A 23,969-nucleotide genomic window follows, 5' to 3' on the forward strand; every position below is an offset into this window, starting at 1 on the left:
CCACGTCTGGCAGCAGATAGCCGACCTGATGAAGGGCGCCACCGCGCGAGTGATCCTCGTGGCGCCCTTCATCAAGAAGGCGATCTTCGAGGAGACCCTCGCCTCAGTGCCAGCCTCGGTGGAGAACATCGAATGCGTCACGCGCTGGACTCCGGCGGAGGTAGCCGCCGGAGTCTCCGACCCCGAGATCATCGAGGCGGCAGAGAGAGACGAACGCGTGCAGATCACTCTCTGCCCGTCGCTGCATGCCAAAATCTACGTCGCCGACGACCGATGCCTGGTCGGATCCGCGAACCTGACCGGCAAGGCCACCGGCCGAGTCCCCAACGCCAACGTGGAGCTCTTGCTGGATGCGCCCGTCACGCATCCCGAAGTGCAGCGCGCTCTCAGCCTGATCGAGTCCCGCTCGACAGCGGCCACACCCTTGGTGGCCGCCCTTGTCCGGCAGCAGGCAGAACTTCTGAAGGAGGAACGCATCGCGCCCCCGGCCGAGGGGGAACCCGCCCCCCTCTGGTACCCGGAGACGAGGCGCCCGGAGAACGTGTTCGCGCTCTACAGCGGGCGAACGCGATTCACCTCGCCGGTTGAGGCCGGCATCATCCAGGACCTTGCCATGCTCGATATCCCGGCAGGTTTGGCGGAGCACGACTTCAACGCGGCGGTCGAAGCTCGGCTGCACGCCATCCCAGAACTCCACAAGCTGCTCGTCGGCGAGCGCCTCAGCAACATCGAGCTCCAGAAGGCCATCGTGGAACGGACAGGAGACCCAGAAGACCAGGCACGGAGGACGACCGAGACCCTCGCGGCCTGGCTGCAGCACTTCGGCCGCTATTACACCGAGGTGGGCTCGTGGGAGCTGCGGGCAGGACGGGAGCACACCTAAGATCTGCGTGCACGGCGTAGAGCGGCGGAGCAACTCCCCCGCTCATCGCCACCCCACGGAGACGAAGGTGATGGGAAGGCCCCCTCATGGCACAGGTGCGGGTCCCGTTCCTGCTGGGCCATGCCGAAATCGCCTCCCTCTATCGAGTGGAGCGCCAAACATCGCAGAAATGGCGGACAGAGGGCGCCCTCGCCGCACCTGACCTGGTCGCGTCCGGCAACCCGTACTGGCTGCTGGCGACGGTAATGCGGCTAGACGGCGTCGGCGACCGCCACGTGGCGCGAGACCGGCTGGCCTCCTACAAGACCAGCATCCCCCGCGGCTACGAGGTCCAGGACGAGGAGGACCTGCCCGTCATCCTCGGCATCCAGGAGGCCGCCCGCGTCCTCGCGCGGGACGCGCAGGCGATCTCCCGATGGCGTAACCGGCGACAAATCGCCGAGGCTGACCTGACCCTCTCCGGGTCCCCTCTCTGGCTCCTGGACACCATCGTGGATGATGCGCAACAGCGGCAGCGCACCATCCTCCCGTCCGAAGTCGAGCTGCTGCGTACAGGTCACCGCGCCCCGCAGAAACCACGTGGGCGCAGGCACAGAGAGCCCCTCTCCCAGCCGCCACGCAAGGCCCCGCCCGCAGCACGAACATTCACTGGTGCCGACCAAGTGGCCGCGGCCGAGTTCCTGGCAGCAGTCCTGGCGGAGGGACACTCAGTGGTCATCGAGCCGCGACCTTAGTCGGCCTCCCCTACCTGACTGGGACCCCCAGGACGCTAGGCCGCATAGCTAAGCGTGTTCGCCGACAGCTGTGAGAGAAACACTTGATACCTCGATACTTCATCCATACTGTCTCTCACATGCCGATCTTGTCACGCACCCCCGGAGCCCACCACGACAACCCGACGGAATCGGGCCCACGGGCCGTCCTCGACCTGGCGGCTCACCAGCCAAGTGAATCCCCGATGAGGGTTATCTCCTACGGAGGCGGCGTCCAGTCGACCGCGCTGCTGGTGCTAGCCGCCCAGCGCGAGATCGACTTCTCCACCTTCCTCTTCGCCAATGTCGGGGATGACAGCGAGCACCCGGCGACTCTCGCGTACGTTCGCGAGATCGCCATCCCTTACGCCGAGCGTGCGGGACTGCACATCTACGAGCTCAAGCGACGCCGCCGTGACGGGGCCACGGAAACCCTTATGCAGCGGCTGAACCGGCCGGATACCCGGTCGATCCCCATCCCGGTCCGTATGGCCAACGGCGCTCCTGGCCGCCGCAACTGCACCGCAGACTTCAAGATCAAGGTGGTCGGGCGGTGGCTTCGGGAGCATGGCGCCACCGCGAAGGCACCGGCGGCGGTCGGCATCGGCATTTCGCTCGACGAAATCCATCGCGCCAACCGTCGGCGGAGGGAAGCCCACGAGGTCATCGAGTACCCCCTCCTCGACCTCGGGCTGCGCCGAGACGACTGCGAGCGCATCATCACCGAGGCCGGCCTGCCGGTACCGCCCAAGAGCTCCTGCTTCTTCTGCCCCTTCCGTACCGTCGACGCCTGGCGTCACCAGCGTCGCCACGAGCCCGAATTGTTCGCACAGTCGGTCCGGCTGGAGGAGACGATCAACCTCCGACGGGCCGCGCTCGGCCGGGATGATGTCTATCTCACGAGGTACGGCATCCCGCTCACGCAGGCCATCCCTGATGAGAGCCCGGGGGAAATTGACCTCGATGAGGATGAGGGAGCGTGCGACTCCGGCTGGTGCATGACCTGATACGTGCCTAGCAGGCCGCGACGGGCGGGGCCCGAAGCCTTGGCTTCGGGCCCCGCAACGTTCCCACTGCATACAGCCTCATCGCCGCTGAGGAAGGTCACACGTTTGGAGCAATCCAAAAGGAAACGCGACAGGCCAGGCTGGATTCAATTCTTCATCCTACCAATCCTCTAGCGGAGGAGCTGGTTTCTCGCTACGGGACATTCCTAAAGAGAGGATGCTAACTGACCTTGGGGTGGTTGATCTTGCTTATCCAGCCCATGCATCTGGACTCGGTCCAGGGAGGACCTGCCGGATACCCCCACGAGGATCGACAACATCACCATCATGTCGCGGAACTAGATGGATATGCAGGTGATCAATAGTGCGCCCAGCGGCTCTGCCTTCGTTAACGCCAATCGTGTAGCCGTCTGGCTGATACATCGACTTTTGTTCCGCTTGACTCTCAACTAGCAGAGCGTAGGCATCCAGGACTTCACGAGGGGTTAGCTCAAAGAAGGAAACAATATGACGCTTCGGCACAACTTCAACGTGCCCGTCTGCCGCTGGATAGTTATCAAGTCTCACATAACAGGTGCCGTTCTCCCTCAGAACTGTATTGAGAGACGCGTCCTCACGCATGCAGAATAGGCACCCGGGCTCAGCCACTACCCGACGCTGCGATCTCGAAGCCCGGGAGGTCAGATTGCCAAGTCGAGCCCACCAGGTGAGGCTCCTTGCAGGCATACCCTCGATGCGAGCCACGCTCTGCACCCTTCCGTAAGGTCAATGCCAGCATCACGGACGGCACAGACACTGGAGACAACTACTGAGCCATATAAATACTCCCCCCTCAACACCGGAGCCACTCCCCCAGTCCATGCCGATTGCGCCCTTGTGGAGTAGCACAACCGAGGGCTGAGGGCGGCCCCTACCCATACGCACCGCGAGAAGAGCGAGCGACCGCATGTAACGGGGTTGCAAAGCGCCCCGCCCAGCAAGGCCCACCCGATCCGCTAGCGGGCAGAGACGGCTGCGAGAGAACCACTCGATCACTGCCGACCATCCATGCTGCCTCTCACATGCCGATCTCGTCGTATGCCCCCCCGGAGACCACCACACCAACTCAACTGACTCCGCATTCAGCCGGGAGGCCGAGATCTCACGAGGTACGGAATCCCGCTCACTCAGGCCATCCCCGATGAGAGCCCGGAGGAAAGTGACCTCCATGAGGATGAGGGAGCGCGTGACTCCAGCTGGACCATGACCTGGTGCGTGCCGAGTAGAGGCCACAGCACGTGGTGGGATTAGAACTCGGGCGGCTCGCCAGGCTGAAGGTGGAGAACAGCGAGATACTCGCCGTAGGGCATCTCTTCATCCACCCACCGGCTGCCGCCTGCGGAGTCGGGAATCCACATGCCGTCGAAAAGATACTTGTCGTCGAAGACAGCGACGCGGTTTTCCTTCACCGCCGCGGTCATCAGCAGCTGGATCCCCAGCAGCAGTACCGTGGAGGCTTCCTTGGCCGCACAGACCTCGGCGTGTCCCGTGGGAAAGACCCTTCCGTCATCGTCGCTTCCCGGCTCGGGGATGGCGGCGCGGCCCCGGACGGCCACCTCGTGCAGGACAATCGCCTGGGTCACCGCCGCCGCCAGCGAGGGGCCAGCGCCCGGCACGCCGTCCGAGGCATGCGTCCGCAAATGGTCTGCGACCGCATGCGCGTGCACCGGCCACGCGTCGGCGTGGTGTTGCAACTGCTGCTCAGCGGCCTCCACCGCCAGACCAGGCTTCGCGGTGTCCGGGTACAGCAGCCGGACGAATGCTTCGAGTGCTGCGCGCAGGTAGCCGAGACGGACCTGGTGCTGCTGCCACTCCTCCATCATCTCGGTCCAGACGGCGTCGAAGTCGAGGCCCGCTGAGCACATGCCGCCGTCGTCGTAGGACATGTCGAACGTCACCGTGCGCAGGCCCTGGGCGAGACGCAGCCACTTGTAGGCCGTGTCCCATCCGTTCTGCGCGCCGGGGGCTCCGGCGACGGCGGAGGCATGCTCCACCCAGTCGGTGAGTTCACGGACATGGTCCTCGGGCTCGGACAGCGCGAGGGTAGACAGCGTTCGGTATGAGGGCAGGCAGGAGCCCTCCATCCGGGTGGTGGTCATGGGTGGAGCGTGGCACACAGCACTGACAATCACTGCGGTGCCGAGAGCCGGAGCGAGGCTCACGTGCTGGTGGTGCGCCGTACGAGCCTGTGGCCTCGCAACTCCCGCTCGCAGCGAACGAGTTCGCGCTCCCATCCCTCTTCTGTGCCGATCAGGTGCGGGCTCTCGTAAAGACCGGCGCGGACCTCGGCGTCCGTGAGCCTCCGGTACTTGGGTGCGTCGGGATCATCCTCGGCAAGGAACTCGTGCTTGCGGTGCAGCAGGGGACGGTTGGTGGAGTCCGCGTACGAGGTGAAGGAGGACTTGAGGGTCTTCAGGTCGACGGCGTACGAGGCCGCGATTCGCGGGTGGGGATCCGCGTCGAACTCGGGATAGTCGAGCCAGCTGACCCCGCGGCCCTGATGGCGGAGCTTGACGACAGACCACTCGCCAGGACGGCCGGCGGCAATGCTCGCGCACTGCTCGTACAGGCGCAGCACGGCCGGGATCCGATGGAGTGCGCGGCGGTGAACGTACAGGGCGGTCGCGGTGAACTTGCCGGCGATCGATCCGTTCATCGCCCGGCGGACGTAGGCGTCGTCGCGCAGTTTGAACAGCAGCCGATCCGCTCGGTGGCACGCCTCGGTGTACGACGGGAAGAAGGCACGGATGTCCAGTTGAACTGGCAGGGGCAGACTGCTGACCGGGCCCCGGCCGTGAAACAGCTCCAGCGCGAGGAACTGCAGTGTGTCGAGGGCTCCGCGCTCGGCGCTTCGTTCTACCTTCGCGGGGTCGGCTTCCTGCTCGGCAAGGCGCTTGAGTTCAGCGGGGCGCAGGTGGCCAAGGAGGCTGATGATGGGCTGCGGCATTTCCTCCAGCTGAGGCATCCGGCCACGCTGTTCGAGATGATCGACGACCGAGGTGATCGCCGAGGCGGTGTCCTCGGACGCCAGCCACCCACCGTCAGGAGCGACCTGTCGGGCGAGGTAACTCAGGCGGGCCGCATCGTCCTTGAACGCGTAAACGATGCCGGGCGCCGCCGACACGCAGCGGACGCCGGTGGCCTCCTCGACGTAATCGCGCAGCTCGCCAGCGGCGTAGAGGCGCTGGAAGGTGCGGCGCTGGGTGAGAATGCCGTCGCCGTATTCCGCGCCTTTGATCTGGTTGCGCTCCCACCTCAGCCGCGCGGACACGACCAGCACCGATTTAGCGAGGTCCCAGGCTCGTAGGAGCGTCTCGCGCCGTTCGGCGGGATTCTCAATGACGTTCAGGACATAGGTGAGAAGGACCACCTCGGCCGGCTCACGCCGCCCGTCCGGGAAGTGGACCGGGTCCCACCCTGCGGCATCGAGGCCGAGGTGCTGCAGTGCCCGTACATCGCCGCCACGTCCGCACCCGTAGTCCAGTACTCCCGTGTCGGGATCCAGCTGGAGGTCGCCGACGGCCCGACGAGCCGGCAGCGAGAGGCCGACTCGGCCGATCGCGGTCTGATGCCTCTGGCTGCTCCAAAGCTGCTGTGTCATCGGCATCCCCTGATTCCACGGACAGGCCAACATGCGACAGCACCGAACCATAACTGACACCCGATCCGGCGACCCGGCTTACGCGGAGTCGCACCTCCCAGCTGACCTCGGGTGACGCTGCTCTCGTAACGACTGCGGGCGTGGCGGGTCGTCCACGTGACGACGCCGAGGGGTCTGCCCGGATTACGCCTGAAGCCGACAGGAGGGCGCGACTGCCGCGCAGGCGACCCGGATCTCCAAAGAGGTGTGCCGCTCGCTTCAGCGCAAGGTGATGGGGCACCTGGGCACGCCGTTGGCGAGTAGCCCGGCAATCAGGCCGAGGAGGCCGTCGGGATAGATCGTCTCCGGCGTCTCCCGCAGTTCTTGCAGCGTCCACCAGCGGTGGGCCTGGATGTTGTCGGGCTGAGTGGCTCGGGCAGGGTCGGCATCCGCGGGCTCAAGGTGGGCTAGAAAGTACCGCTCAACCTGCCGGACTGCCCGCCCGCCGACGGTTTGCTCCTGGCTGCGCTGGGCCAGCTGCGTGCCTAGCGCGACGTTCTTTTCATCGACGCCGAGTTCTTCGCGCAGTTCTCGGAGCGCGGCAGCAGCGTGGTCCTCCCCTGCCTCCAGGGCGCCGCCGGGGGTGGCCCAGTAGCTTCCACCCTCGTCGTGGTGGTGCAGCAGCAGGACCCGCTGGGCATCGTCGAGGGCGACGACGCGAGCGGCTTCCCGCAAGGGTGGGCTGATCATGCCGCCCATTGTGGCGTTGAGACCCTCCCTCGACGAGACGGTCCCCCACTCACACGGTGTTCTGATCTCTTGCCGGGAAGGGCGCGAGTGCGTGGGCAGGTGCGTGCAGCCCGGCCGCACAGACGACGTCAACACCTGGCGCAGCCGGACAGAGCGAGGTGCCCGAATATCTCGGGAGCCGGCCCCGTGTGGTTGCTACGGTCCCGTATATGACGCTGCCTGTGACTCGTGCTGTTGATCTGCGCAGGGAATCGCTCGATGGAGTGCTGGACCGTGTGGAGCGGTCGCTGCAGGTGCGTCTCGATCGGGAGTCGGTCGTGTGCAAGCGCCGTACGGTCGGAGCTCGGACGGACCGCGACAGCTGGGTGCGCGTCGAGCGGCGGGGGTTCGACCGGATCGGGGCCCAGGGGTGGAATGGCCCTGAATCCGCTGCTGTCCTGAGCGGGGTCGGCATGCCCTCGTGGTACGCAGGGTTCTCGTGGCGCGAGCCGGGTGAACCGGTGATGTGGCGGGCGGATGAGATGGAACTGGTCAACGCCGCGCCTGTCGGGCAAGCCGCTCTTGTGATCGAAGATCCTCGTCTCCAGGATGCGTGGTGGTCCGCGCTGAGCGCTTCCCTAGACGCGCTCGCTACCCAGTCCGCACCCCGTGTCGCCACGCCGGACACCGAAACCATCACGCAGGAGCTGGTGACAAGAACTCTCGGGGAGGTCTTTCCCGAGGTGACCGACACCACGCTGAAGGAGTGGCGGCCGGCCCATGCCGACCTGACGTGGGCGAACGTGACCGGCCCGGAGTTCTGCATGATCGACTGGGAGGACTGGGGCATGGCGCCACGCGGACTGGACGCGGCAACGCTATGGGGCCATTCTCTCGTCGTCCCGGCCCTGGCGGAGCGTGTGTGGAGCGAGCGTCGGCCGGACTTGGAGAGCAGGTCCGGCCTGCTGATGGCTCTGTTCTTCTGCGCGAAGGTCGCAGGGCCGCACGCGCATCCCGAGGATCCCCGGCTGGAGCCGGCCAGGAAGGAAGCTGCGCGGCTCATTGCTGAGCTTGGCGACGCCGGGCAACGCCCCCGCGGCAGCCGCCCGCACTGACCGTCATCCGGCCTCTGGCCAACCGTCGAACGAAAGGATCGGGCCCCCGTCCAGGTACCGCTGCACGGCGACCAGGGTCGTGTGCGTGAAGGGCTGGGGAAGGTCGTCCGGAGGCACCCAGGCGATGGTGTCGTGCTTGTGCGGTTCCGCATTGTGGGGAGTTCCGCTCCACCGGTCGGTATGGAAGATCAGGGCCATGAACATCCCCGGGACCTCCGCTCCCCAGGAGCCATGGACCACGTGGACGAGGCGCAGGTCCGCCTCGGCAACCACGACGCCAGTCTCCTCCTTCAGTTCCCGTACCGCCGTCGCGGTGATCGGCTCCCGGGGCTCGCCCTTGCCGCTGGGAACATCCCACTCGCCAGGCGCGAAATCCAGGTGACTGCTCCGACGCAAGATGAGGAGTCTGCCGTTGTCGGGATCCGAGACGAGTACAGCGGCGATGAGCCGCGTCGTCATCGGTTCGCTCTTCCACCGGGCCGCTGGCTGATCGAACTCAGTCAATCGCCTTCCTCCAAACGATCTCGACGGCGTGGCAGCGATACCCCCAGGGCAGGGCGGGCCAGTCTGCCGCAGAAGGCGTGCGGTCCGCCTCATCTTTTCGCGGCACGAACTCCCGCTGGGCCCCTCGACATGACCAGCCCTCGCCCTTTGGCTGAGCCTCTGGACGAACTGGCACGCCGTCTCCAGCACTTGGGAGACCTCAGCCGTTGGGGCACTGGTCCGGCACGCGTACGCCATACCTGGCCAGGGTCTGCTTCATGCTGAGTCCGTCGGGCTGGAGATCCGGTCGCCGCCAGGCGGCACTCCGACCCGGTGCTTGCCGTACCGCGACCAGAAGGAACCCACGCCATGTCCGACGTCGTAAGGCGCAGCGCCCGCGCCATCCTCCTCGACGGCGAGGAACTTGTCCTGATCAAGCGCACGAAGCCGGGCCGGGAACCGTACTGGGTGACGGTCGGCGGCGGCGTAGAGGCCGACGACGACACCATCGAAGCGGCCCTTCACCGCGAGGTGTTCGAGGAACTCGGCGGCACAGTGGACCGCGCTGAACTCGTCTACCTGATCACCGACCAACTCAACGGCGGCATCGGCGTCCAGCACATCTTCGCTGCCCGCCTCGTGGCGATGGACCTGACCGCGCGGACCGGCACGGAATTTAGCAAACCGGAAAGAGGCGACTACGAGGTCGTCCGGGTCCCGTTCACTTGCGGCACCCTCCGCGAACTGAATCTGATGCCATCGCAGTTGGCCGATTTCATCGCCAGCAACACCCAGGCGATTGCCTCCATCCTGGATACGCCGGTACGAAAGGCGTGAGGTCGGCGTACACCGTTGCCAGTCTCAGCGGCCCTGCGAATAGGCAAGACGCCGCCAGTCGTAACGTCGCCACCGGCATGGGCTGTCCGCGGAAGCCGCTGGCCATGACGTGATCAGTGAGCGAAGTATTTGGTCGAAGCGGGAAGCGTCCAGACCATGGGGACGGTGAAGGGTTCTCCGCCGTTCTCCAACGGCATTGAGGAGAAGGATCCCTAAGGCGCACCGCACGCAGATCCAGCTCATCCGGCCAGCCTCGTTGGAACCCAGAGTCCGCACCCCCATCACGCCGGACTACCGTGCCGGGCGAGCAATATAGCGGCGGAGTCCCGGTTACCGAAACCGGGACTCCGCCGCACCATTAGTAGTCCACCGCCACGTCCATAGCCGTCACTGCGAAAGGACAGCAGACAACGACCATTCACAACCGAATAGCTGGCTCTGCCGTCTTTCCCGCCATGAAGCCGCTACGCCGCGGCGTAGCTGAGCCTGAACAGGTCCAGGGCGCGCTCCAGGTCACGCTCGGTGCGCAGCTGCACCTCCAGGTCGCCCGTGCCGTGGTGGCCGAGCCCCTTCACGTCCCGTGTGAACCCGGGCACGAGATCCACCCCTTTGGGGTCCGCCTTCAGGTAGACCAGCACCTTGGCCTGCTGGGGCGGTATGACGCAGGCGAAGTTCCGCAGCCGCTGATAGGCCGCGTACTGCTTGCGCTGGACACGGGTGATGCCGTCCCCAAGGCCGAGGAGAACCTCGTCGACAGCCTCGGCCAGCTCTGTCATGGCCCCTGTGCTCTTCGGGGTTGCCGGGAGCACGCCGGTGCGCCGACGAGTCCGTCGGCTCGCACCCGGCTGCCCGGTAACCGAAGCCACGGTCTCAAGCCCGATGAGGTCGTTGCCGAAGTACCGGTAGCGGACCAGGTCGATGCTGCGCCGGTGCTCGCGTACGGCGTGGGCGTCATAGCGGGTGAAGTCCCCGGCAATGCAGATCAGCCTAGGTGCGCTCCACAGGACCTGGGCCGCGGCTGGTACCCCGAGCCGGTCGCGGACCAGGCTGTCGAAGGCGCTCCTGTGCGCGGTGAGCCAGGCCATGTAGTACAGGCCCTGATTGATCACGCCGGCGTCCGTGCCGCGCTTGTACTCGACGATCACTGGTGCCCCGTTCTCGTCGATCCCCAGCGAGTCGATCCGTCCTCCGTCGACGCAATCGATGACGTACTCGCTCGCGAGAAACGTGACGCCCAGCATCGTCTCCATGTGCGTCTCGACGAAGCTCTGCACGTCCGCCTCGACCTCAGCAAGGCGCGGCATGACCTCGGTCACGCCGCATTTCGTCGTGTGGAACAGCTTCAGGCCCGACACCTTCCCCTCCTCGGTTAGGAGATCGACAACGTCGAGGAGGGGAAGGTTTGTTTCCTCCAGGGCTTCGAAAACAGTGAAGAAAGTGCGAGGACGAGTCCCCCGGCCAACCAGCAGTGGTGCTACGACCCACGCCTCAGCACGGCAGCCTCACTGGCATCCCAGCACGATCCCAGCACGGTAGGGATGAGCAGGGGTGATGACAGGTGACGAGGGGTCAGCTTTCCCAGCACCATCCCAGCACGGGAAAAAACCAGGGGCCCGACTCCGAAGAGTCGGACCCCTTCTGACCTGGACATTTGCCAGATCAGTCACGTGGTGGTATGTCACCCGCTACACATTGAAGCGGAACTCCACCACATCCCCGTCCTGCATCACATAGTCCTTGCCCTCCATGCGGGCCTTGCCCTTGGAGCGGGCCTCGGCCACTGAGCCTGTTTCGACGAGGTCCTCGAAGGAGATGACCTCCGCCTTGATGAAGCCCTTCTGGAAGTCGGTGTGGATGACTCCGGCGGCCTCGGGGGCGGTGGCGCCCTTCTTGATGGTCCAGGCCCGGGATTCCTTGGGGCCGGCGGTGAGGTACGTCTGCAGGCCGAGGGTGTTGAAGCCGACGTGGGCGAGCGTGGCGAGGCCGGGCTCCTCGACTCCGACGGACTGGAGGAGCTCCAGGGCCTCCTCGTCGTCGAGCTCGGCGAGGTCCGCCTCCAGCTTGGCGTTGAGGAAGATCGCCTCGGCGGGGGCGACCAGGGCGCTCTGCTCGGCCTTGAAGGCGTCGTCGGTCAGCTCGTCCTCGTCGACGTTGAAGACGTACAGGAACGGCTTGACCGTGAGCAGGTGCAGGTCGTGGAGGAGGGCCTCCTGGTCCGAGTCCTGCTTGATGCCCGCGGCGAAGAGGGTCTGGCCGCCGTCCAGGATCTCCTTGGCCGCCTCGACCGCCGCCACCTTCGCCACGACGTCCTTCTTGATCCGCGACTCCTTCTGGAGGCGCGGCAGGACCTTCTCGATGGTCTGCAGGTCGGCGAGGATCAGCTCGGTGTTGATCGTCTCGATGTCGTCCTTCGGCGAGACCTTGCCGTCCACGTGCACGACGTTCTCGTCCTTGAAGGCACGGATGACCTGGCAGATCGCGTCGGACTCACGGATGTTCGCGAGGAACTTGTTGCCGAGGCCCTCGCCCTCGCTCGCGCCGCGCACGATGCCCGCGATGTCGACGAAGTCGACCGTGGCCGGGAGGATCTTCTGCGAACCGAAGATCTCGGCCAGCTTGGTCAGCCGGGTGTCGGGGACGCCGACCACGCCGACGTTCGGCTCGATCGTGGCGAACGGGTAGTTGGCCGCCAGCACGTCGTTCTTGGTCAGGGCGTTGAACAGGGTCGACTTGCCGACATTCGGCAGACCGACGATTCCGATCGTGAGCGACACGTTGCGACTTCCCGTACGTAAGGGTGGAGGACGATCCAGACGATCCACCAGTCTACGGCGTTCCGCGCCCCGCACCGGCGACGTATCGAACGCTTGCTCAAGGTCGGCCAAAGCGCGTGTCCCAGGGCCCATTCCACACATAACCCGACCTAAGTTGGACCTGTGGAGCAACACAGAACTCGTCCCCCTCAGTCACCGCCGCTGCGTCGCGGCGCGCCCCTTCCCCCGCAGGCCGGACGGGGCGGGACCCGTACACCCCGGCAGGACGGGGCCGGTGTCCCGAGGACCGCGACGGCCGCGTCACCGCTGGTGCAGGCCGTACGCCGGTTCCCCAACCCCCGGCTCACCGGGCTGGGCAGCGGGCTGTTCTGTGCCGCGTCGATGTTCGCGCTGGCCTGTCTCGACGCGCTGCTGTTCGGGTCTTCGCTCGTCGTCTACGGGGTGCTGTTCCTGCCGGTGTGCGCGTTGACGGCGGTGTGGGTGCGGCGGGCCGACCTCGTCACGGCGGTCGTCGCCGTGCCGATCGCCTTCGCCGTCGGACTGCTGCCGATCGCCGACAGCAGTGGGGGATTCTTCGGACGGCTGATGGGGCTGGTCACCGCTCTCGCACTGCACGCGGGATGGCTGTACGGGGGCACGCTGGTCGCCGGCCTCATCGTCACCGTGCGCAAGGTACGGATGATGAGCCGCCGTGCCGCGCAGCGGCGCCGGGCAGCCGCCTGAGACTCGGGCCCGCCCGGCCACGCGCCCGTCGCAACGGGCTCCGGCCGGGCAGGTCGTCGGCCGGCTAACCCGCCTTCGCCGCCCGCATCGCCGCGCCCACGATCCCCGCGTTGTTCTGCAGCTGGGCCGGGACGATCTCCGCCTTGATGCCCTCGATCAGGGGCAGGAACTTGTGGGACTTGCGGCTGACGCCGCCGCCGATGATGAAGAGCTCGGGCGAGAAGAGCATCTCCACATGGGCGAGGTATTTCTGGACGCGGTGGGCCCAGTGCTCCCAGGAGAGGTCGTGGTCCTCCTTGGCCTTCGTGGAGGCGTGCTTCTCCGCGTCGTGGCCGTTCAGCTCCAGGTGGCCCAGCTCCGTGTTCGGCACCAGGACGCCGTCCACGAAGACGGCGCTGCCGATACCCGTACCGAACGTGAGCAGGATGACCGTGCCCTGGCGGCCCTGGCCCGCGCCGAACTGCATCTCGGCGACGCCCGCCGCGTCCGCGTCGTTCAGCACCGTCACCGGCATTCCGCCCAGGCGGTCGCCGAGGAGGGCTCGGGCGTCCGTGTCGATCCAGTCCTTGTCCACGTTGGCAGCCGTGCGGATGGTGGCGCCGCCGGTGACCACGCCGGGGAAGGTGATCCCGACCGGGCCCGTCCAGCCGAAGTGGCCGACGACCTCCTTCACGCCGTCCGCCACCGCGTCGGGGGTCGCGGGGTGCGGCGTGAGCACCTTGTAGCGCTCCTCCGCCAGGTCGCCCACGTCCAGGTCCACGGGAGCGCCCTTGATCCCTGAGCCGCCGATGTCCACACCGAAGATCTGCATGGCTCTACGTTACGTCGTACGACGGACAGTCACTCCGCCGAGGGGGTGCCGGCGGTGCGCTCCGCCACCAGGGCGGCCGCCTCCGCGCGCAGGTCACGGCGCAGTTCCTTGGGGAGGGAGAACGTGATGGACTCGTCGGCCGTCTTGACCGTCTCCACGTCCCCGTAGCCGCGCTCGGCCAGCCACTCCAGCACGCCGTCCACCAGTACGTCCGGGACCGAGGCGCCGGAGGTCAGGCCGACCGTGGTGACGCCCTCCAGCCAGGCCTCGTCGATCTCGGCGGCGAAGTCCACCAGGTGTGCGGCGGAGGCGCCCGCGTCCAGGGCCACCTCGACCATCCGGATCGAGTTCGAGGAGTTCTTCGAACCCACCACGATCACCAGCTGAGCGTCCTCGGCGAGCTTCTTCACCGCGATCTGGCGGTTCTGCGTGGCGTAGCAGATGTCGTCGCTGGGCGGGGAGATGAGCTGCGGGAACTTGTCCTTGAGGGCGTCGACCGTCTCCATGGTCTCGTCGACCGACAGCGTGGTCTGGGAGAGCCAGACCACCTTGGAGGGGTCGCGCACCTCGACCTTGGCGACGTCCTCGGGGCCGTCGACGAGCGTGATGTGCTCGGGCGCCTCGCCGGACGTGCCGATGACCTCCTCGTGGCCCTCGTGCCCGATCAGGAGGATGTCGTAGTCCTCCTTGGCGAAGCGGACGGCCTCCTTGTGGACCTTGGTGACCAGCGGGCAGGTCGCGTCGATGGTCGCGAGCTTTCCGGCCGCGGCCTCGTCGTGGACGACCGGGGCGACGCCGTGCGCCGAGAACATGACGATGGACCCCTCGGGGACCTCCGCCGTCCGCTCGACGAAGATCGCGCCCTTCTTCTCCAGGGTCTGCACGACGTACTTGTTGTGGACGATTTCGTGGCGGACATAGATCGGGGCCCCGTACTGCTCCAGGGCCTTCTCGACGGCGATCACGGCACGGTCGACTCCCGCGCAGTAGCCACGGGGGGCGGCGAGGAGGACACGGCGGCCAGTCGAAGCAGTCATGCATCCCATCGTAAGGCCGCGCCCGGCGCGTCAAAGATCGCCGCCTTGGGGAGACTGGTCGGGAGCTGGGGAGCTGGGAGGGGTGGGGCCAGGCGTGACTCTCGGGAGGTACGGATGTCCGGCACGGAGACCTCGGCCCGCGCGGCCGACGACGAACAGGGTCTGCGGCGGAGTCTCGGCTTCCGCGATCTGGTCGTCTACGGGCTGCTGTTCATCGCCCCCATGGCGCCGGTCGGCATTTTCGGAACCCTCGACGCCAAGTCGCACGGGGCGGTCGCACTCGTCTACGTCGTCGCCACGGTCGCGATGGCGTTCACCGCTTTCAGCTACGCCCAGATGGTGCGTGTGGTCCCCCAGGCGGGTTCGGTGTTCGCCTACGCGCGCGCGGCGCTCGGAAAGGAGGCGGGGTTCGTCGCCGGCTGGATGGCGATGCTGGACTACCTCCTCATCCCCGCGGTGGCGTACCTCTTCTCCGGGATCGCGATGAACTCCCTGGTCCCGGAGGTCTCGCGGTGGGTGTGGACCGCACTCGCCGTCGTCGTCACGACACTGCTCAACCTGTGGGGCGTACGGGCCGCCGCGCGCGTCGGTTTCCTGGTGCTCGCGATGGAGATCGTGGTCCTCCTCGTCTTCGTCGTGTCGGCGGTCGTCGTCCTCGCGCGCGACGGGGCCGAGCGGGGGTGGCTGTCGCCGCTGTCGGGTGACGGCTCCCAAGGGGCGTTCGCGCTGTCCGCGGTCGTCGGGGCCGTGTCGATCGCCGTGCTCTCCTATCTCGGCTTCGACGCGATCGCCTCCTTCGCCGAGGAGGTGACGGGGAGTTCGGAGAAGGTGGCCAGGGCGGTGCTGTTCTGTCTCGCACTCGCCGGTGTGTTGTTCATCGCGCAGACGTATCTCATCGCCCTGCTCGAACCGCTGTCGTCCGCGCAGCTCGCCGCCGACCCGGGCAAGCAGGGGTCTGCCTTCTACGACGCCGTGGACGCCTCCGTCGGGACGTGGCTGCACGATCTGGTGGCGGTGAGCAAGGCGATCGGGGCGGCGTTCGCGGCGCTGGCCGGGCAGGCGGCGGCCGGTCGGCTGCTGTTCGCGATGTCCCGGGACCGGCGGCTGCCGCGGGTTCTGTCCCGGACGGACTCCGGGGTGCCGCGGGTGGCTCTGCTCTGCGCGGCCGTCATCACGATGGTGGCCGCGGTGTGGGCCGCTCGGCGTGACGACGGGATGGACCATCTGGTGTCGGTGGTCGACATCGGTGCGCTGACCGCGTTCACGCTGCTGCACGCGAGTGTCGTGGGCTGGTTCGCCGTGCGGCGGCGGGGTGGGGCGGTGGTGTGGTGGCGGCATGTGCTGATGCCGGTTGTGGGGGCGGCGATCACTGTTGCCGTGATCGTCGAGGCGTCGGGGACTGCGCAGGTGGTGGGGGCGGTGTGGCTGGTTGTCGGGCTGGCAGTGTTGGTGGGGCAGCGGGGGCGGGTGCCTGCGGGGGGCTGACCTGGGGTTTTCGCCCCTCCGCCCCTACCCATTCCCGTCCCTTTTCAGGGGCTTCGCCCCCGAACCCCCAAAAGACTGCGCAGTTCCCCGCGCCCCTAAAGACCTAGGGGCGCGGGGAACTGCGCGGTCAGCCCCGTCCGACCCGCGCCCGCCCAACCCGCCCCAACGCACGACCGCTCTGTCACAGTCTGCGGCTACGCTCGCCGCATGGCTCTCAACACGTCCTCGGACGCACCCATCCCCGTCGGCGAGGTGTCGCGGCTCATCGGGGGGTGGATCGACCGGCTCGGGGCGGTGTGGGTGGAGGGCCAGATCACCCAGTTGTCGCGGCGGCCGGGCGCGGGTGTCGTGTTCCTGACGCTGCGCGACCCGTCGTACGACATCTCGGTGAGCGTCACCTGCTACCGCCAGGTGTTCGACGCGGTCGCCGACGTGGTGAGCGAGGGCGCCCGTGTCGTCGTACTCGCGAAGCCCGAGTGGTACGCGCCGCGTGGGCAGCTGTCGTTGCGGGCCGCCGAGATAAAGCCCGTGGGTGTGGGTGAACTGCTCGCCCGGCTTGAGCAGTTGAAGAAGTCCCTCGCCGCCGAAGGACTGTTCGCCGCCGAGCGCAAGAAGCCACTGCCCTTCCTGCCCCAGCTCATCGGGCTCGTCTGCGGCCGCGCCTCCGCCGCCGAGCGGGATGTACTGGAGAACGCGCGCCACCGCTGGCCCGCCGTCCGCTTCGAGGTGCGCAACGTCGCCGTGCAGGGCGTCCACGCGGTCCCCCAGGTCGTCCAGGCCGTGAAGGAACTGGACGGGCTCGACGACGTCGACGTGATCATCGTGGCGCGCGGCGGCGGCAGCGTGGAGGACCTGCTCCCGTTCTCGGACGAGCAGCTCGTACGGGCGGTCGCGTCCTGCCGTACACCGGTCGTCTCGGCCATCGGGCACGAACCCGACAACCCGCTGCTCGACCACGTGGCCGATCTGCGTGCCTCCACCCCCACCGACGCGGCGAAGAAGGTCGTCCCGGACGTCGGCGAGGAGTACGAGCGTGTGCAGTTCCTGCGGGACCGCGCCCGCCGCAGCGTCCAGTCCTTCATCGACCGGGAGGAGAGAGGCCTCGCTCACGCGCTGGCCCGCCCCTCGATAGAGGATCCGCACCGGATGGTCGACGAGCGCGCGGACCATGTCGCCTCGCTGCTCGACCGCGGCCGCCGCACGCTCGGGCACCTCCTCGACCGTGCCGACTCCGAGCTGACGCACACGCACGCTCGCGTGGTGGCCCTCTCCCCGGCCGCGACCCTCAAGCGGGGTTACGCGGTGCTGCAGAAGTCCGACGGCCACGCGGTCCGGTCCCCGGACGAGGTGACGGCGGACGAACCCCTGCGGGCGCGGGTCGCCGAGGGCGAGTTCACGGTACGAGTCGATGTCCGAGACGGACCCTAGGGTGGGCGCATGACCAGCAGGACGGACGAGGCGCTCGGGTACGAGCAGGCACGGGACGAGCTCATCGAGGTCGTACGACGCCTGGAGGCGGGCGGTACGACACTTGAGGAGTCGCTCGCCCTGTGGGAGCGGGGCGAGGAGTTGGCGAAGGTGTGCCGGCGGTGGCTGGACGGCGCCCGCGCCCGCCTCGACGCCGCTCTGGCGGGGGCGGAGGAGGAAGCCGAGGAGGAAGCCGGCAGCCCCAACTCCGGCTCCGGCTCCGGCTCCGGCTCCGGCTCCGAGTAGCTCGGGGTCCTGTACCTGACGGGCGCCAGCCGCGGCCGTCAGGCAGGGCCGTCAGGCAGGGGAAACCCCTCCCGAAACACCCTCCGCCCTCACGTTCACAGCGGCTTCGCCGACCCTCGCGGCCTGTGAACCGGATCACCATGCTCCAGTTTTGGTTGAATACTAAACTTCATCGACGTACCTTCGGAAGTGCAAGGCGATCCCCACAGGGTTCGACGCACTCCCCGAAAAGGTTGATTCATGTCCCTCGTCCTTGACCCCACCGCTCAGGACCTGCTCTTCCGCGAAGCCCGTACCGCGAACGCCTTCACCGACGAGCCGGTCTCCGAGGAGCAGGTGCAGGCGATCTACGACCTGGTCAAGTTCGGCCCGACCGCCTTCAACCAGTCCCCGCTGCGCATCACCCTGGTCCGCTCCGCCGAGGCCCGTGAGCGCCTCGTGCAGCACATGGCCGAGGGCAACCAGCCGAAGACGGCCACCGCCCCGCTCGTCGCGATCCTCTCCGCGGACAACGAGTTCCACGAGGAACTCCCGCACCTCTTCCCGCACTTCCCGCAGGCCAAGGACGTCTTCTTCGCCGAGCGCCCGGCCCGTGAGGGTGCTGCCTCCCTCAACGCCGCGCTGCAGGCCGCGTACTTCATCATCGGCGTCCGCGCGGCCGGTCTGGCCGCCGGTCCGATGACGGGCTTCGACTTCGCGGGCGTCCAGAAGGAGTTCCTCGACGGCGACCACACCCCGCTGATGGTGGTCAACATCGGCAGGCCGGCCGAGGACGCCTGGTTCCCGCGTTCCCCGCGCCTCGAGGCCGACCAGGTCATCACGACCGTCTGACCCTCGCCGTACGCATGACGACGGCCCCCGGCATTCGTACCGGGGGCCGCCGTCATGCGTGCGTGCCTTACTCCGTCTTCAGGGCCTTGGCCATCTTCGTCAGTTGCGCGAAGGACGCCGTACCGGTCACGACCGTCGTGGAGCCCTTCTCCTGGAGGACGAGAGCGTCGTACTTCGCACCCTCGTACCGCTCCCAGGAGCGCTCGCCGATGCGCTGCGTCGTGTTCGTCTCCTCGGCACCCTGGCTCGCGTCGTCGATGAACGCGGCGGGCTTCTGAGTCGACTGCTCGATCGCCACGTACTCACCGTCGGGGTCGTGGAAGCCCAGGTGCCACGCGTCGAAGTCGGCGCCCTGGAACCGCACCGACGTCGCCTTCCACTCCTTGGACAGCCCCTCGGGCGCCGCCACCGGATAGGCGGCCGCGCGGCGTGCCGTGAGGAGCTCCACGCGGTAGTCGACCCGCTTGAGAGGGGGCTCCGAGTCGTCATTGGGAATGAAGACGTAGATGAAGCCCGCGACTATGCCGATCAGGCCCAGGGACAACACCATGTCCCGGACCGACTGCTTGCCTTTCATACCTGCCACGCCCCCATCGTCGCAGGTGTACTGGTCTGCTCATCCGTGGGCCCCCCTGCTCATTTTGTCGGACTGAGGATAGAGTCGGCCCGAACCCTCATCCGGCCGTCGTCGTATCAGAAAGGTGCGCTCCGATGACCGAGCATCACTTGCCGTCCGAACTCGAGGTCCCGTCCGAGGCCCCCGACCGCAACCTCGCCCTTGAGCTCGTCCGGGTCACCGAAGCCGCCGCCATGGCCGCGGGCCGCTGGGTCGGCCGCGGCGACAAGAACGGCGCCGACGGCGCGGCCGTACGGGCCATGCGCACCCTCGTCTCCACCGTCTCGATGAACGGCGTCGTCGTCATCGGCGAGGGCGAGAAGGACGAGGCCCCGATGCTCTTCAACGGGGAGCGCGTCGGAGACGGGACGGGCCCCGAGTGCGACATCGCCGTCGACCCGATCGACGGCACCACGCTCACCGCGAAGGGCATGACGAACGCGATCGCGGTGCTGGCCGCCGCCGACCGCGGCACCATGTTCGACCCGTCCGCGGTCTTCTACATGGACAAGCTGGTCACCGGCCCCGAGGCCGCCGACTTCGTCGACATCAACGCGCCCGTGTCCGTGAACATCCGACGGGTCGCCAAGGCCAAGCGCGTCACGCCCGAGGACGTCACGGTCGTCATCCTCGACCGGCCGCGCCACGACGGCATCATCAAGGAGATCCGGGAGACCGGCGCCCGTATCAAGCTCATCTCCGACGGCGATGTCGCGGGCTCGATCCTGGCGCTGCGCGAGGGCACCGGCATCGACCTGCTGCTCGGCATCGGCGGTACGCCCGAGGGCATCATCTCCGCCTGTGCGGTGAAGTGCCTCGGCGGCACGATCCAGGGCAAGTTGTGGCCCAAGGACGACGAGGAGCGCGCCCGGGCCGTCGACGCGGGCCACGACCTCGACCGGGTCCTGTTCACCGACGACCTGGTCTCCGGCGAGAACGTCTTCTTCGTCGCGACCGGGATCACCGACGGTGAGCTGCTGCGGGGGGTTCGCTATCGCCCCGAGACCGCGACGACCGACTCGATCGTGATGCGGTCCAAGTCGGGGACGGTGCGGCAGATCAACTCGGAGCACCGGCTGGCGAAGCTGCGGGCCTACAGCGCGATCGACTTCGATCGCGCCAAGTAGGTTCGCCGGCCGCGCCGTTCACTGCGGGCCGTCGGTAGCTGCGGGCTCGTCCGAGCTGGTCGCGGCCCGCGGCGGAGCCGCAAAGTGTCACAGCCCCGCGCCCCTGAAGGGGCGCACCCGGCCGGCGCTGTACGGGCAACGGCTGATTCTTGTACGACGATGGGGCGCCCCTTGTGCGGAGGGGCGCCCCATCGGCGTGAGAGTCAGCCGGCCGCGGCTATCGGTCCTGTGGCGCGGGCCGCCTTCTGCAGTTCGAGGTCGCGGCGGCGGCGCCGGGCCAGGACGACGCGGCGCTCGGCGGCGGTGAGGCCGCCCCATACCCCGTACGGCTCGGGTTGCAGCAGTGCGTGCTCGCGGCATTCGACCATTACCGGACAGCGTGCGCAGACCCGCTTTGCCGCCTCCTCCCGGGACAGCCGGGCCGCGGTGGGTTCTTTCGAGGGCGCGAAGAACAGCCCGGCCTCGTCGCGGCGGCACACGGCCTCCGTGTGCCAAGGGGCGTCCTGGTCCCTGTCGCGCACCGGTGCCGGCTGGGGCGGAACGGCGGCGACCTGCAGGGACTGATGCGGCGGATGCAGCACGGTCTACTCCTGACGACGGCTTCGCGAGCGAGAGACGATGCAGCAAGGCCTACCCGCTGTACGCGCGCCTATGCACTCAGTTCCGAAGCGCGGGAGATCCCGACCGGCACTGGACCGTCACTACTGGACCAATACCCTCCGCTCGCCGCGAAATTCGCGACCGTCAATGCCCGAGGTGTTTGCGCAACTTGGCGTTGAGCCGGTCCCCGACGCGGTCGAGGATGTCCTCGATCAGCTTGCCCCGCTTGGGTTTTGCCTCGATATTTCCCAGAACGGCCAGTCCGTCCACGTACACCACGGGTGCGTCGTGGTCGACCGAATCCAGCGTGTCCACCTCGAAGTTGCCGAGGACCCCGCCGCCGTTGCCTCGCAACGACACGTTCTCCGGGACACGGATCTCGACGTTGCCGAAGACCGCTATCGCCTTGATCACGACCTGCTGGTGCTCGAAGACCGCCTCGCTGAGGTCTATCTCCACGCTGCCGAAGATCGCGTACGCGTGCGTGCGGCGGCCGATTCGCCAGCGGCCCTTGCGGACCGCGGCGCTGAACACCGCCACCACGTTCTCCTCGGCGACCGGGGGGACCTTGCCCGGGGTGGGGCGGTTCGGCGCCGGGGCGAACGTCGCCGCCGAGTGGGACCGATGGGCCACCGGCAGGTCCGCCACGAGTGGTTCCAGTTCGCCGACGGTCTTCGCGCGGAAGACGTCCTCGACCCGCTCGGAGTGCTCCTCCGCGGTGAGGCGGCCCTCGGCGAGGGCCTCGCGCAGGATGTCCGCCGTCCGGTCGCGGTCGGCGTCGGACGCCCGGAGGTCGGTCTGCTTCCGAAGGTCGGGTGCGGGTGCGGTGCGCTTCTCTAGGTCCACGGCAGCAGCGTACCCAAACGCGATAGATCGCGACTAGGGGGTGTGGACGGCGAACTGAGCCTTACCTCACAAGCCTGGTGTCGGTAGCAGGTTCTACGCTGGTGTGCGCCCGCCAACGGAGGCCGGCCGCTGTCTGTCGATGAAGGATTTGGCGAGATGCCTGAGTTCGCGTACACCGATCTGCTCCCCCAGGGAGAGGACACCACCCCGTATCGGCTGGTGACCTCCGAGGGTGTCTCCACCTTCGAGGCCGACGGGCGCACGTTCCTCAAGGTGGAGCCGGAGGCTCTGCGCAAGCTCGCCGCCGAGGCCATCCACGACATCCAGCACTACCTCCGGCCGGCGCACCTCGCCCAGCTGCGGCGCATCATCGACGACCCCGAGGCGTCGGGCAACGACAAGTTCGTCGCGCTGGACCTCCTGAAGAACGCGAACATCGCGGCCGCGGGTGTCCTCCCCATGTGCCAGGACACCGGCACGGCGATCGTCATGGGCAAACGCGGGCAGAACGTGCTCACCGAGGGCGGCGACGAGGCCGCGCTGAGCCGCGGCATCTACGACGCCTACCTGAACCTCAACCTGCGGTACTCGCAGATGGCCCCGCTCACCATGTGGGACGAGAAGAACACCGGCTCGAATCTGCCCGCCCAGATCGAGCTGTACGCGGCCGACGGCGGCGCCTACAAGTTCCTCTTCATGGCCAAGGGCGGCGGCTCGGCCAACAAGTCGTTCCTGTACCAGGAGACGAAGGCCGTCCTGAACGAGTCCTCCATGATGAAGTTCCTGGAGGAGAAGATCCGCTCCCTGGGAACCGCGGCCTGCCCGCCGTACCACCTGGCGATCGTCGTCGGCGGTACGAGCGCGGAGTACGCCCTCAAGACCGCGAAGTACGCCTCCGCGCACTACCTGGACGAGATCCCGGCCGAGGGCTCCGAGCTCGGGCACGGCTTCCGGGACAAGGAGCTGGAGGAGAAGGTCTTCGAGCTGACGCAGCGGATCGGGATCGGCGCGCAGTTCGGCGGCAAGTACTTCTGCCACGACGTGCGCGTGGTGCGGCTGCCGCGGCACGGGGCGTCCTGCCCGGTCGCCATCGCCGTCTCCTGCTCCGCCGACCGGCAGGCCGTCGCGAAGATCACCGCGGAGGGTGTGTTCCTGGAGCAGCTGGAGACCGATCCCGCGCGGTTCCTGCCGGAGACGACCGAGGAGCACCTCGACGAGTCGTCCGACGTGGTGAAGATCGACCTGAACCAGCCGATGGACGACGTCCTCGCCGAGCTCACCAAGTTCCCGGTGAAGACCCGGCTGTCCCTCTCCGGGCCGCTCGTCGTGGCGCGCGACATCGCGCACGCCAAGATCAAGGAGCGGCTGGACGCGGGCGAGGAGATGCCGCAGTACCTGAAGGACCACCCCGTGTACTACGCGGGGCCGGCCAAGACCCCCGAGGGGTACGCGTCCGGGTCGTTCGGGCCCACCACGGCCGGGCGGATGGACTCGTACGTGGCGCAGTTCCAGGCGGCCGGCGGGTCCAAGGTGATGCTGGCGAAAGGGAATCGGTCGCAGCAGGTCACCGACGCGTGTGATGCCCACGGGGGGTTCTATCTCGGGTCCATCGGTGGGCCCGCGGCGCGGCTCGCGCAGGACTGCATCAAGAAGGTCGAGGTCGTCGAGTACGAGGAGCTCGGGATGGAGGCCGTGTGGAAGATCGAGGTGGAGGACTTCCCGGCGTTCATCGTGGTCGACGACAAGGGCAACGACTTCTTCAAGGACCCGGCGCCGGAGCCGACGTTCACGTCGATTCCCGTGCGGGGGCCGGGACTGGGTTAGCCGGTGGGCGCTGCGGGGTTTTCTTCGCCCCCGCCGCCCCTACCCGTCCCGTCCCTGGGGGCTGCGCCCCCAGACCCCCCTATCGGCCTGAACGGCCTCGTCCTCAAACGCCGGACGGGCTAATAGTTAGCCCCTCCGGCGTTTGAGGAGCGGGGGT

24 protein-coding genes are annotated in these 23,969 nt (G+C 67.6%); 12 read left to right on the plus strand and 12 right to left on the minus strand.

From position 1 onward, the window contains the following. Positions 1-28 precede the first annotated feature (28 nt). From OG718_RS22045 to OG718_RS22055, 3 genes are all read left to right on the plus strand, one after another. Positions 29-883 (plus strand): phospholipase D family protein, encoded by an 855-nt coding sequence (locus OG718_RS22045; RefSeq protein ID WP_328844981.1) that lies wholly within the window; start codon positions 29-31, stop codon positions 881-883. Between the two features lie 86 nt (positions 884-969). Next, positions 970-1,617 carry a hypothetical protein gene (locus OG718_RS22050; protein WP_328844982.1) on the plus strand — a complete coding sequence of 216 codons (648 nt, stop codon included), beginning with the start codon at positions 970-972 and terminating at the stop codon, positions 1,615-1,617. A 224-nt stretch (positions 1,618-1,841) separates the two neighbouring features. Beyond that, complete coding sequence (locus OG718_RS22055) at positions 1,842-2,642, plus strand: phosphoadenosine phosphosulfate reductase (RefSeq protein ID WP_328847804.1); 801 nt, start codon at positions 1,842-1,844, stop codon at positions 2,640-2,642. 249 nt (positions 2,643-2,891) lie between these two features. Here the strand turns inward: OG718_RS22055 and OG718_RS54430 are convergent, their stop codons facing one another. From OG718_RS54430 to OG718_RS22070, 4 genes are all read right to left on the minus strand, one after another. Beyond that, the gene (locus tag OG718_RS54430; protein WP_443055348.1) at positions 2,892-3,368 is read right to left on the minus strand and encodes an HIT family protein; all 477 of its coding nucleotides are present in this window, start codon (positions 3,366-3,368) and stop codon (positions 2,892-2,894) included. 560 nt (positions 3,369-3,928) lie between these two features. After that, complete coding sequence (locus OG718_RS22060) at positions 3,929-4,780, minus strand: hypothetical protein (protein ID WP_328844983.1); 852 nt, start codon at positions 4,778-4,780, stop codon at positions 3,929-3,931. A 59-nt stretch (positions 4,781-4,839) separates the two neighbouring features. Further along, entirely contained in the window at positions 4,840-6,282 is a 1,443-nt protein-coding gene (locus OG718_RS22065; protein WP_328844984.1) for a DNA phosphorothioation-associated putative methyltransferase, read from the minus strand. A 258-nt stretch (positions 6,283-6,540) separates the two neighbouring features. After that, positions 6,541-7,011: an NUDIX hydrolase gene (locus tag OG718_RS22070; RefSeq protein WP_328844985.1), complete on the minus strand. Its 471-nt coding sequence runs from the start codon at positions 7,009-7,011 to the stop codon at positions 6,541-6,543. A gap of 209 nt (positions 7,012-7,220) precedes the next feature. On the opposite strand from OG718_RS22070, the gene OG718_RS22075 reads away from it, so the two are divergent. Next, the gene (locus OG718_RS22075) at positions 7,221-8,105 is read left to right on the plus strand and encodes a hypothetical protein (RefSeq protein WP_328844986.1); all 885 of its coding nucleotides are present in this window, start codon (positions 7,221-7,223) and stop codon (positions 8,103-8,105) included. Positions 8,106-8,108: 3 nt separating this feature from the next. Here OG718_RS22075 and OG718_RS22080 read toward each other — a convergent pair whose 3' ends face one another. Further along, complete coding sequence (locus tag OG718_RS22080) at positions 8,109-8,564, minus strand: NUDIX domain-containing protein (RefSeq protein WP_328844987.1); 456 nt, start codon at positions 8,562-8,564, stop codon at positions 8,109-8,111. 393 nt (positions 8,565-8,957) lie between these two features. On the opposite strand from OG718_RS22080, the gene OG718_RS22085 reads away from it, so the two are divergent. Then, on the plus strand, positions 8,958-9,425 hold the full coding sequence (locus tag OG718_RS22085; RefSeq protein ID WP_328844988.1) for an NUDIX hydrolase: 468 nt from the start codon (positions 8,958-8,960) through the stop codon (positions 9,423-9,425). A 464-nt stretch (positions 9,426-9,889) separates the two neighbouring features. Here OG718_RS22085 and OG718_RS22090 read toward each other — a convergent pair whose 3' ends face one another. Both OG718_RS22090 and ychF read right to left on the minus strand, forming a co-directional pair. Then, positions 9,890-10,780 (minus strand): DUF5655 domain-containing protein, encoded by an 891-nt coding sequence (locus OG718_RS22090; protein WP_328844989.1) that lies wholly within the window; start codon positions 10,778-10,780, stop codon positions 9,890-9,892. Positions 10,781-11,110: 330 nt separating this feature from the next. Continuing rightward, entirely contained in the window at positions 11,111-12,199 is a 1,089-nt protein-coding gene (ychF, locus tag OG718_RS22095) for a redox-regulated ATPase YchF (protein ID WP_143636659.1), read from the minus strand. Between the two features lie 162 nt (positions 12,200-12,361). Between ychF and OG718_RS22100 the strand changes: the two genes are divergently transcribed. Further along, complete coding sequence (locus OG718_RS22100; RefSeq protein WP_143636661.1) at positions 12,362-12,922, plus strand: DUF6542 domain-containing protein; 561 nt, start codon at positions 12,362-12,364, stop codon at positions 12,920-12,922. 64 nt (positions 12,923-12,986) lie between these two features. Here the strand turns inward: OG718_RS22100 and ppgK are convergent, their stop codons facing one another. Next, on the minus strand, positions 12,987-13,733 hold the full coding sequence (gene ppgK / locus OG718_RS22105) for a polyphosphate--glucose phosphotransferase (RefSeq protein ID WP_143636663.1): 747 nt from the start codon (positions 13,731-13,733) through the stop codon (positions 12,987-12,989). Positions 13,734-13,762: 29 nt separating this feature from the next. Beyond that, complete coding sequence (locus tag OG718_RS22110; protein ID WP_143636665.1) at positions 13,763-14,779, minus strand: 4-hydroxy-3-methylbut-2-enyl diphosphate reductase; 1,017 nt, start codon at positions 14,777-14,779, stop codon at positions 13,763-13,765. A 105-nt stretch (positions 14,780-14,884) separates the two neighbouring features. Between OG718_RS22110 and OG718_RS22115 the strand changes: the two genes are divergently transcribed. From OG718_RS22115 to OG718_RS22130, 4 genes are all read left to right on the plus strand, one after another. Continuing rightward, the gene (locus OG718_RS22115; RefSeq protein WP_143636667.1) at positions 14,885-16,255 is read left to right on the plus strand and encodes an APC family permease; all 1,371 of its coding nucleotides are present in this window, start codon (positions 14,885-14,887) and stop codon (positions 16,253-16,255) included. Positions 16,256-16,462: 207 nt separating this feature from the next. Continuing rightward, positions 16,463-17,683, plus strand: a complete 1,221-nt coding sequence (gene xseA, locus OG718_RS22120) for an exodeoxyribonuclease VII large subunit (protein WP_328844990.1) — start codon at positions 16,463-16,465, stop codon at positions 17,681-17,683. Between the two features lie 9 nt (positions 17,684-17,692). Beyond that, entirely contained in the window at positions 17,693-17,968 is a 276-nt protein-coding gene (locus OG718_RS22125) for an exodeoxyribonuclease VII small subunit (protein WP_328844991.1), read from the plus strand. A 240-nt stretch (positions 17,969-18,208) separates the two neighbouring features. Further along, positions 18,209-18,799, plus strand: a complete 591-nt coding sequence (locus OG718_RS22130; RefSeq protein ID WP_143636673.1) for a malonic semialdehyde reductase — start codon at positions 18,209-18,211, stop codon at positions 18,797-18,799. 67 nt (positions 18,800-18,866) lie between these two features. Here the strand turns inward: OG718_RS22130 and OG718_RS22135 are convergent, their stop codons facing one another. Then, positions 18,867-19,385, minus strand: a complete 519-nt coding sequence (locus OG718_RS22135; RefSeq protein WP_143636675.1) for a DUF4245 domain-containing protein — start codon at positions 19,383-19,385, stop codon at positions 18,867-18,869. Positions 19,386-19,510: 125 nt separating this feature from the next. Between OG718_RS22135 and glpX the strand changes: the two genes are divergently transcribed. After that, complete coding sequence (gene glpX / locus OG718_RS22140) at positions 19,511-20,542, plus strand: class II fructose-bisphosphatase (RefSeq protein ID WP_055615017.1); 1,032 nt, start codon at positions 19,511-19,513, stop codon at positions 20,540-20,542. A gap of 203 nt (positions 20,543-20,745) precedes the next feature. Here the strand turns inward: glpX and OG718_RS22145 are convergent, their stop codons facing one another. After that, complete coding sequence (locus OG718_RS22145; protein WP_055615018.1) at positions 20,746-21,123, minus strand: WhiB family transcriptional regulator; 378 nt, start codon at positions 21,121-21,123, stop codon at positions 20,746-20,748. Positions 21,124-21,286: 163 nt separating this feature from the next. Continuing rightward, positions 21,287-21,988, minus strand: coding sequence for a DUF1707 SHOCT-like domain-containing protein (locus OG718_RS22150; protein ID WP_143636677.1), 702 nt, complete (start codon positions 21,986-21,988; stop codon positions 21,287-21,289). 156 nt (positions 21,989-22,144) lie between these two features. Between OG718_RS22150 and OG718_RS22155 the strand changes: the two genes are divergently transcribed. Then, positions 22,145-23,812 (plus strand): fumarate hydratase, encoded by a 1,668-nt coding sequence (locus tag OG718_RS22155; protein ID WP_143636679.1) that lies wholly within the window; start codon positions 22,145-22,147, stop codon positions 23,810-23,812. Positions 23,813-23,969 lie beyond the last annotated feature (157 nt).

It is taken from the genome of Streptomyces sp. NBC_00258, from assembly GCF_036182465.1.
Taxonomy (GTDB): Bacteria; Actinomycetota; Actinomycetes; order Streptomycetales; family Streptomycetaceae; genus Streptomyces.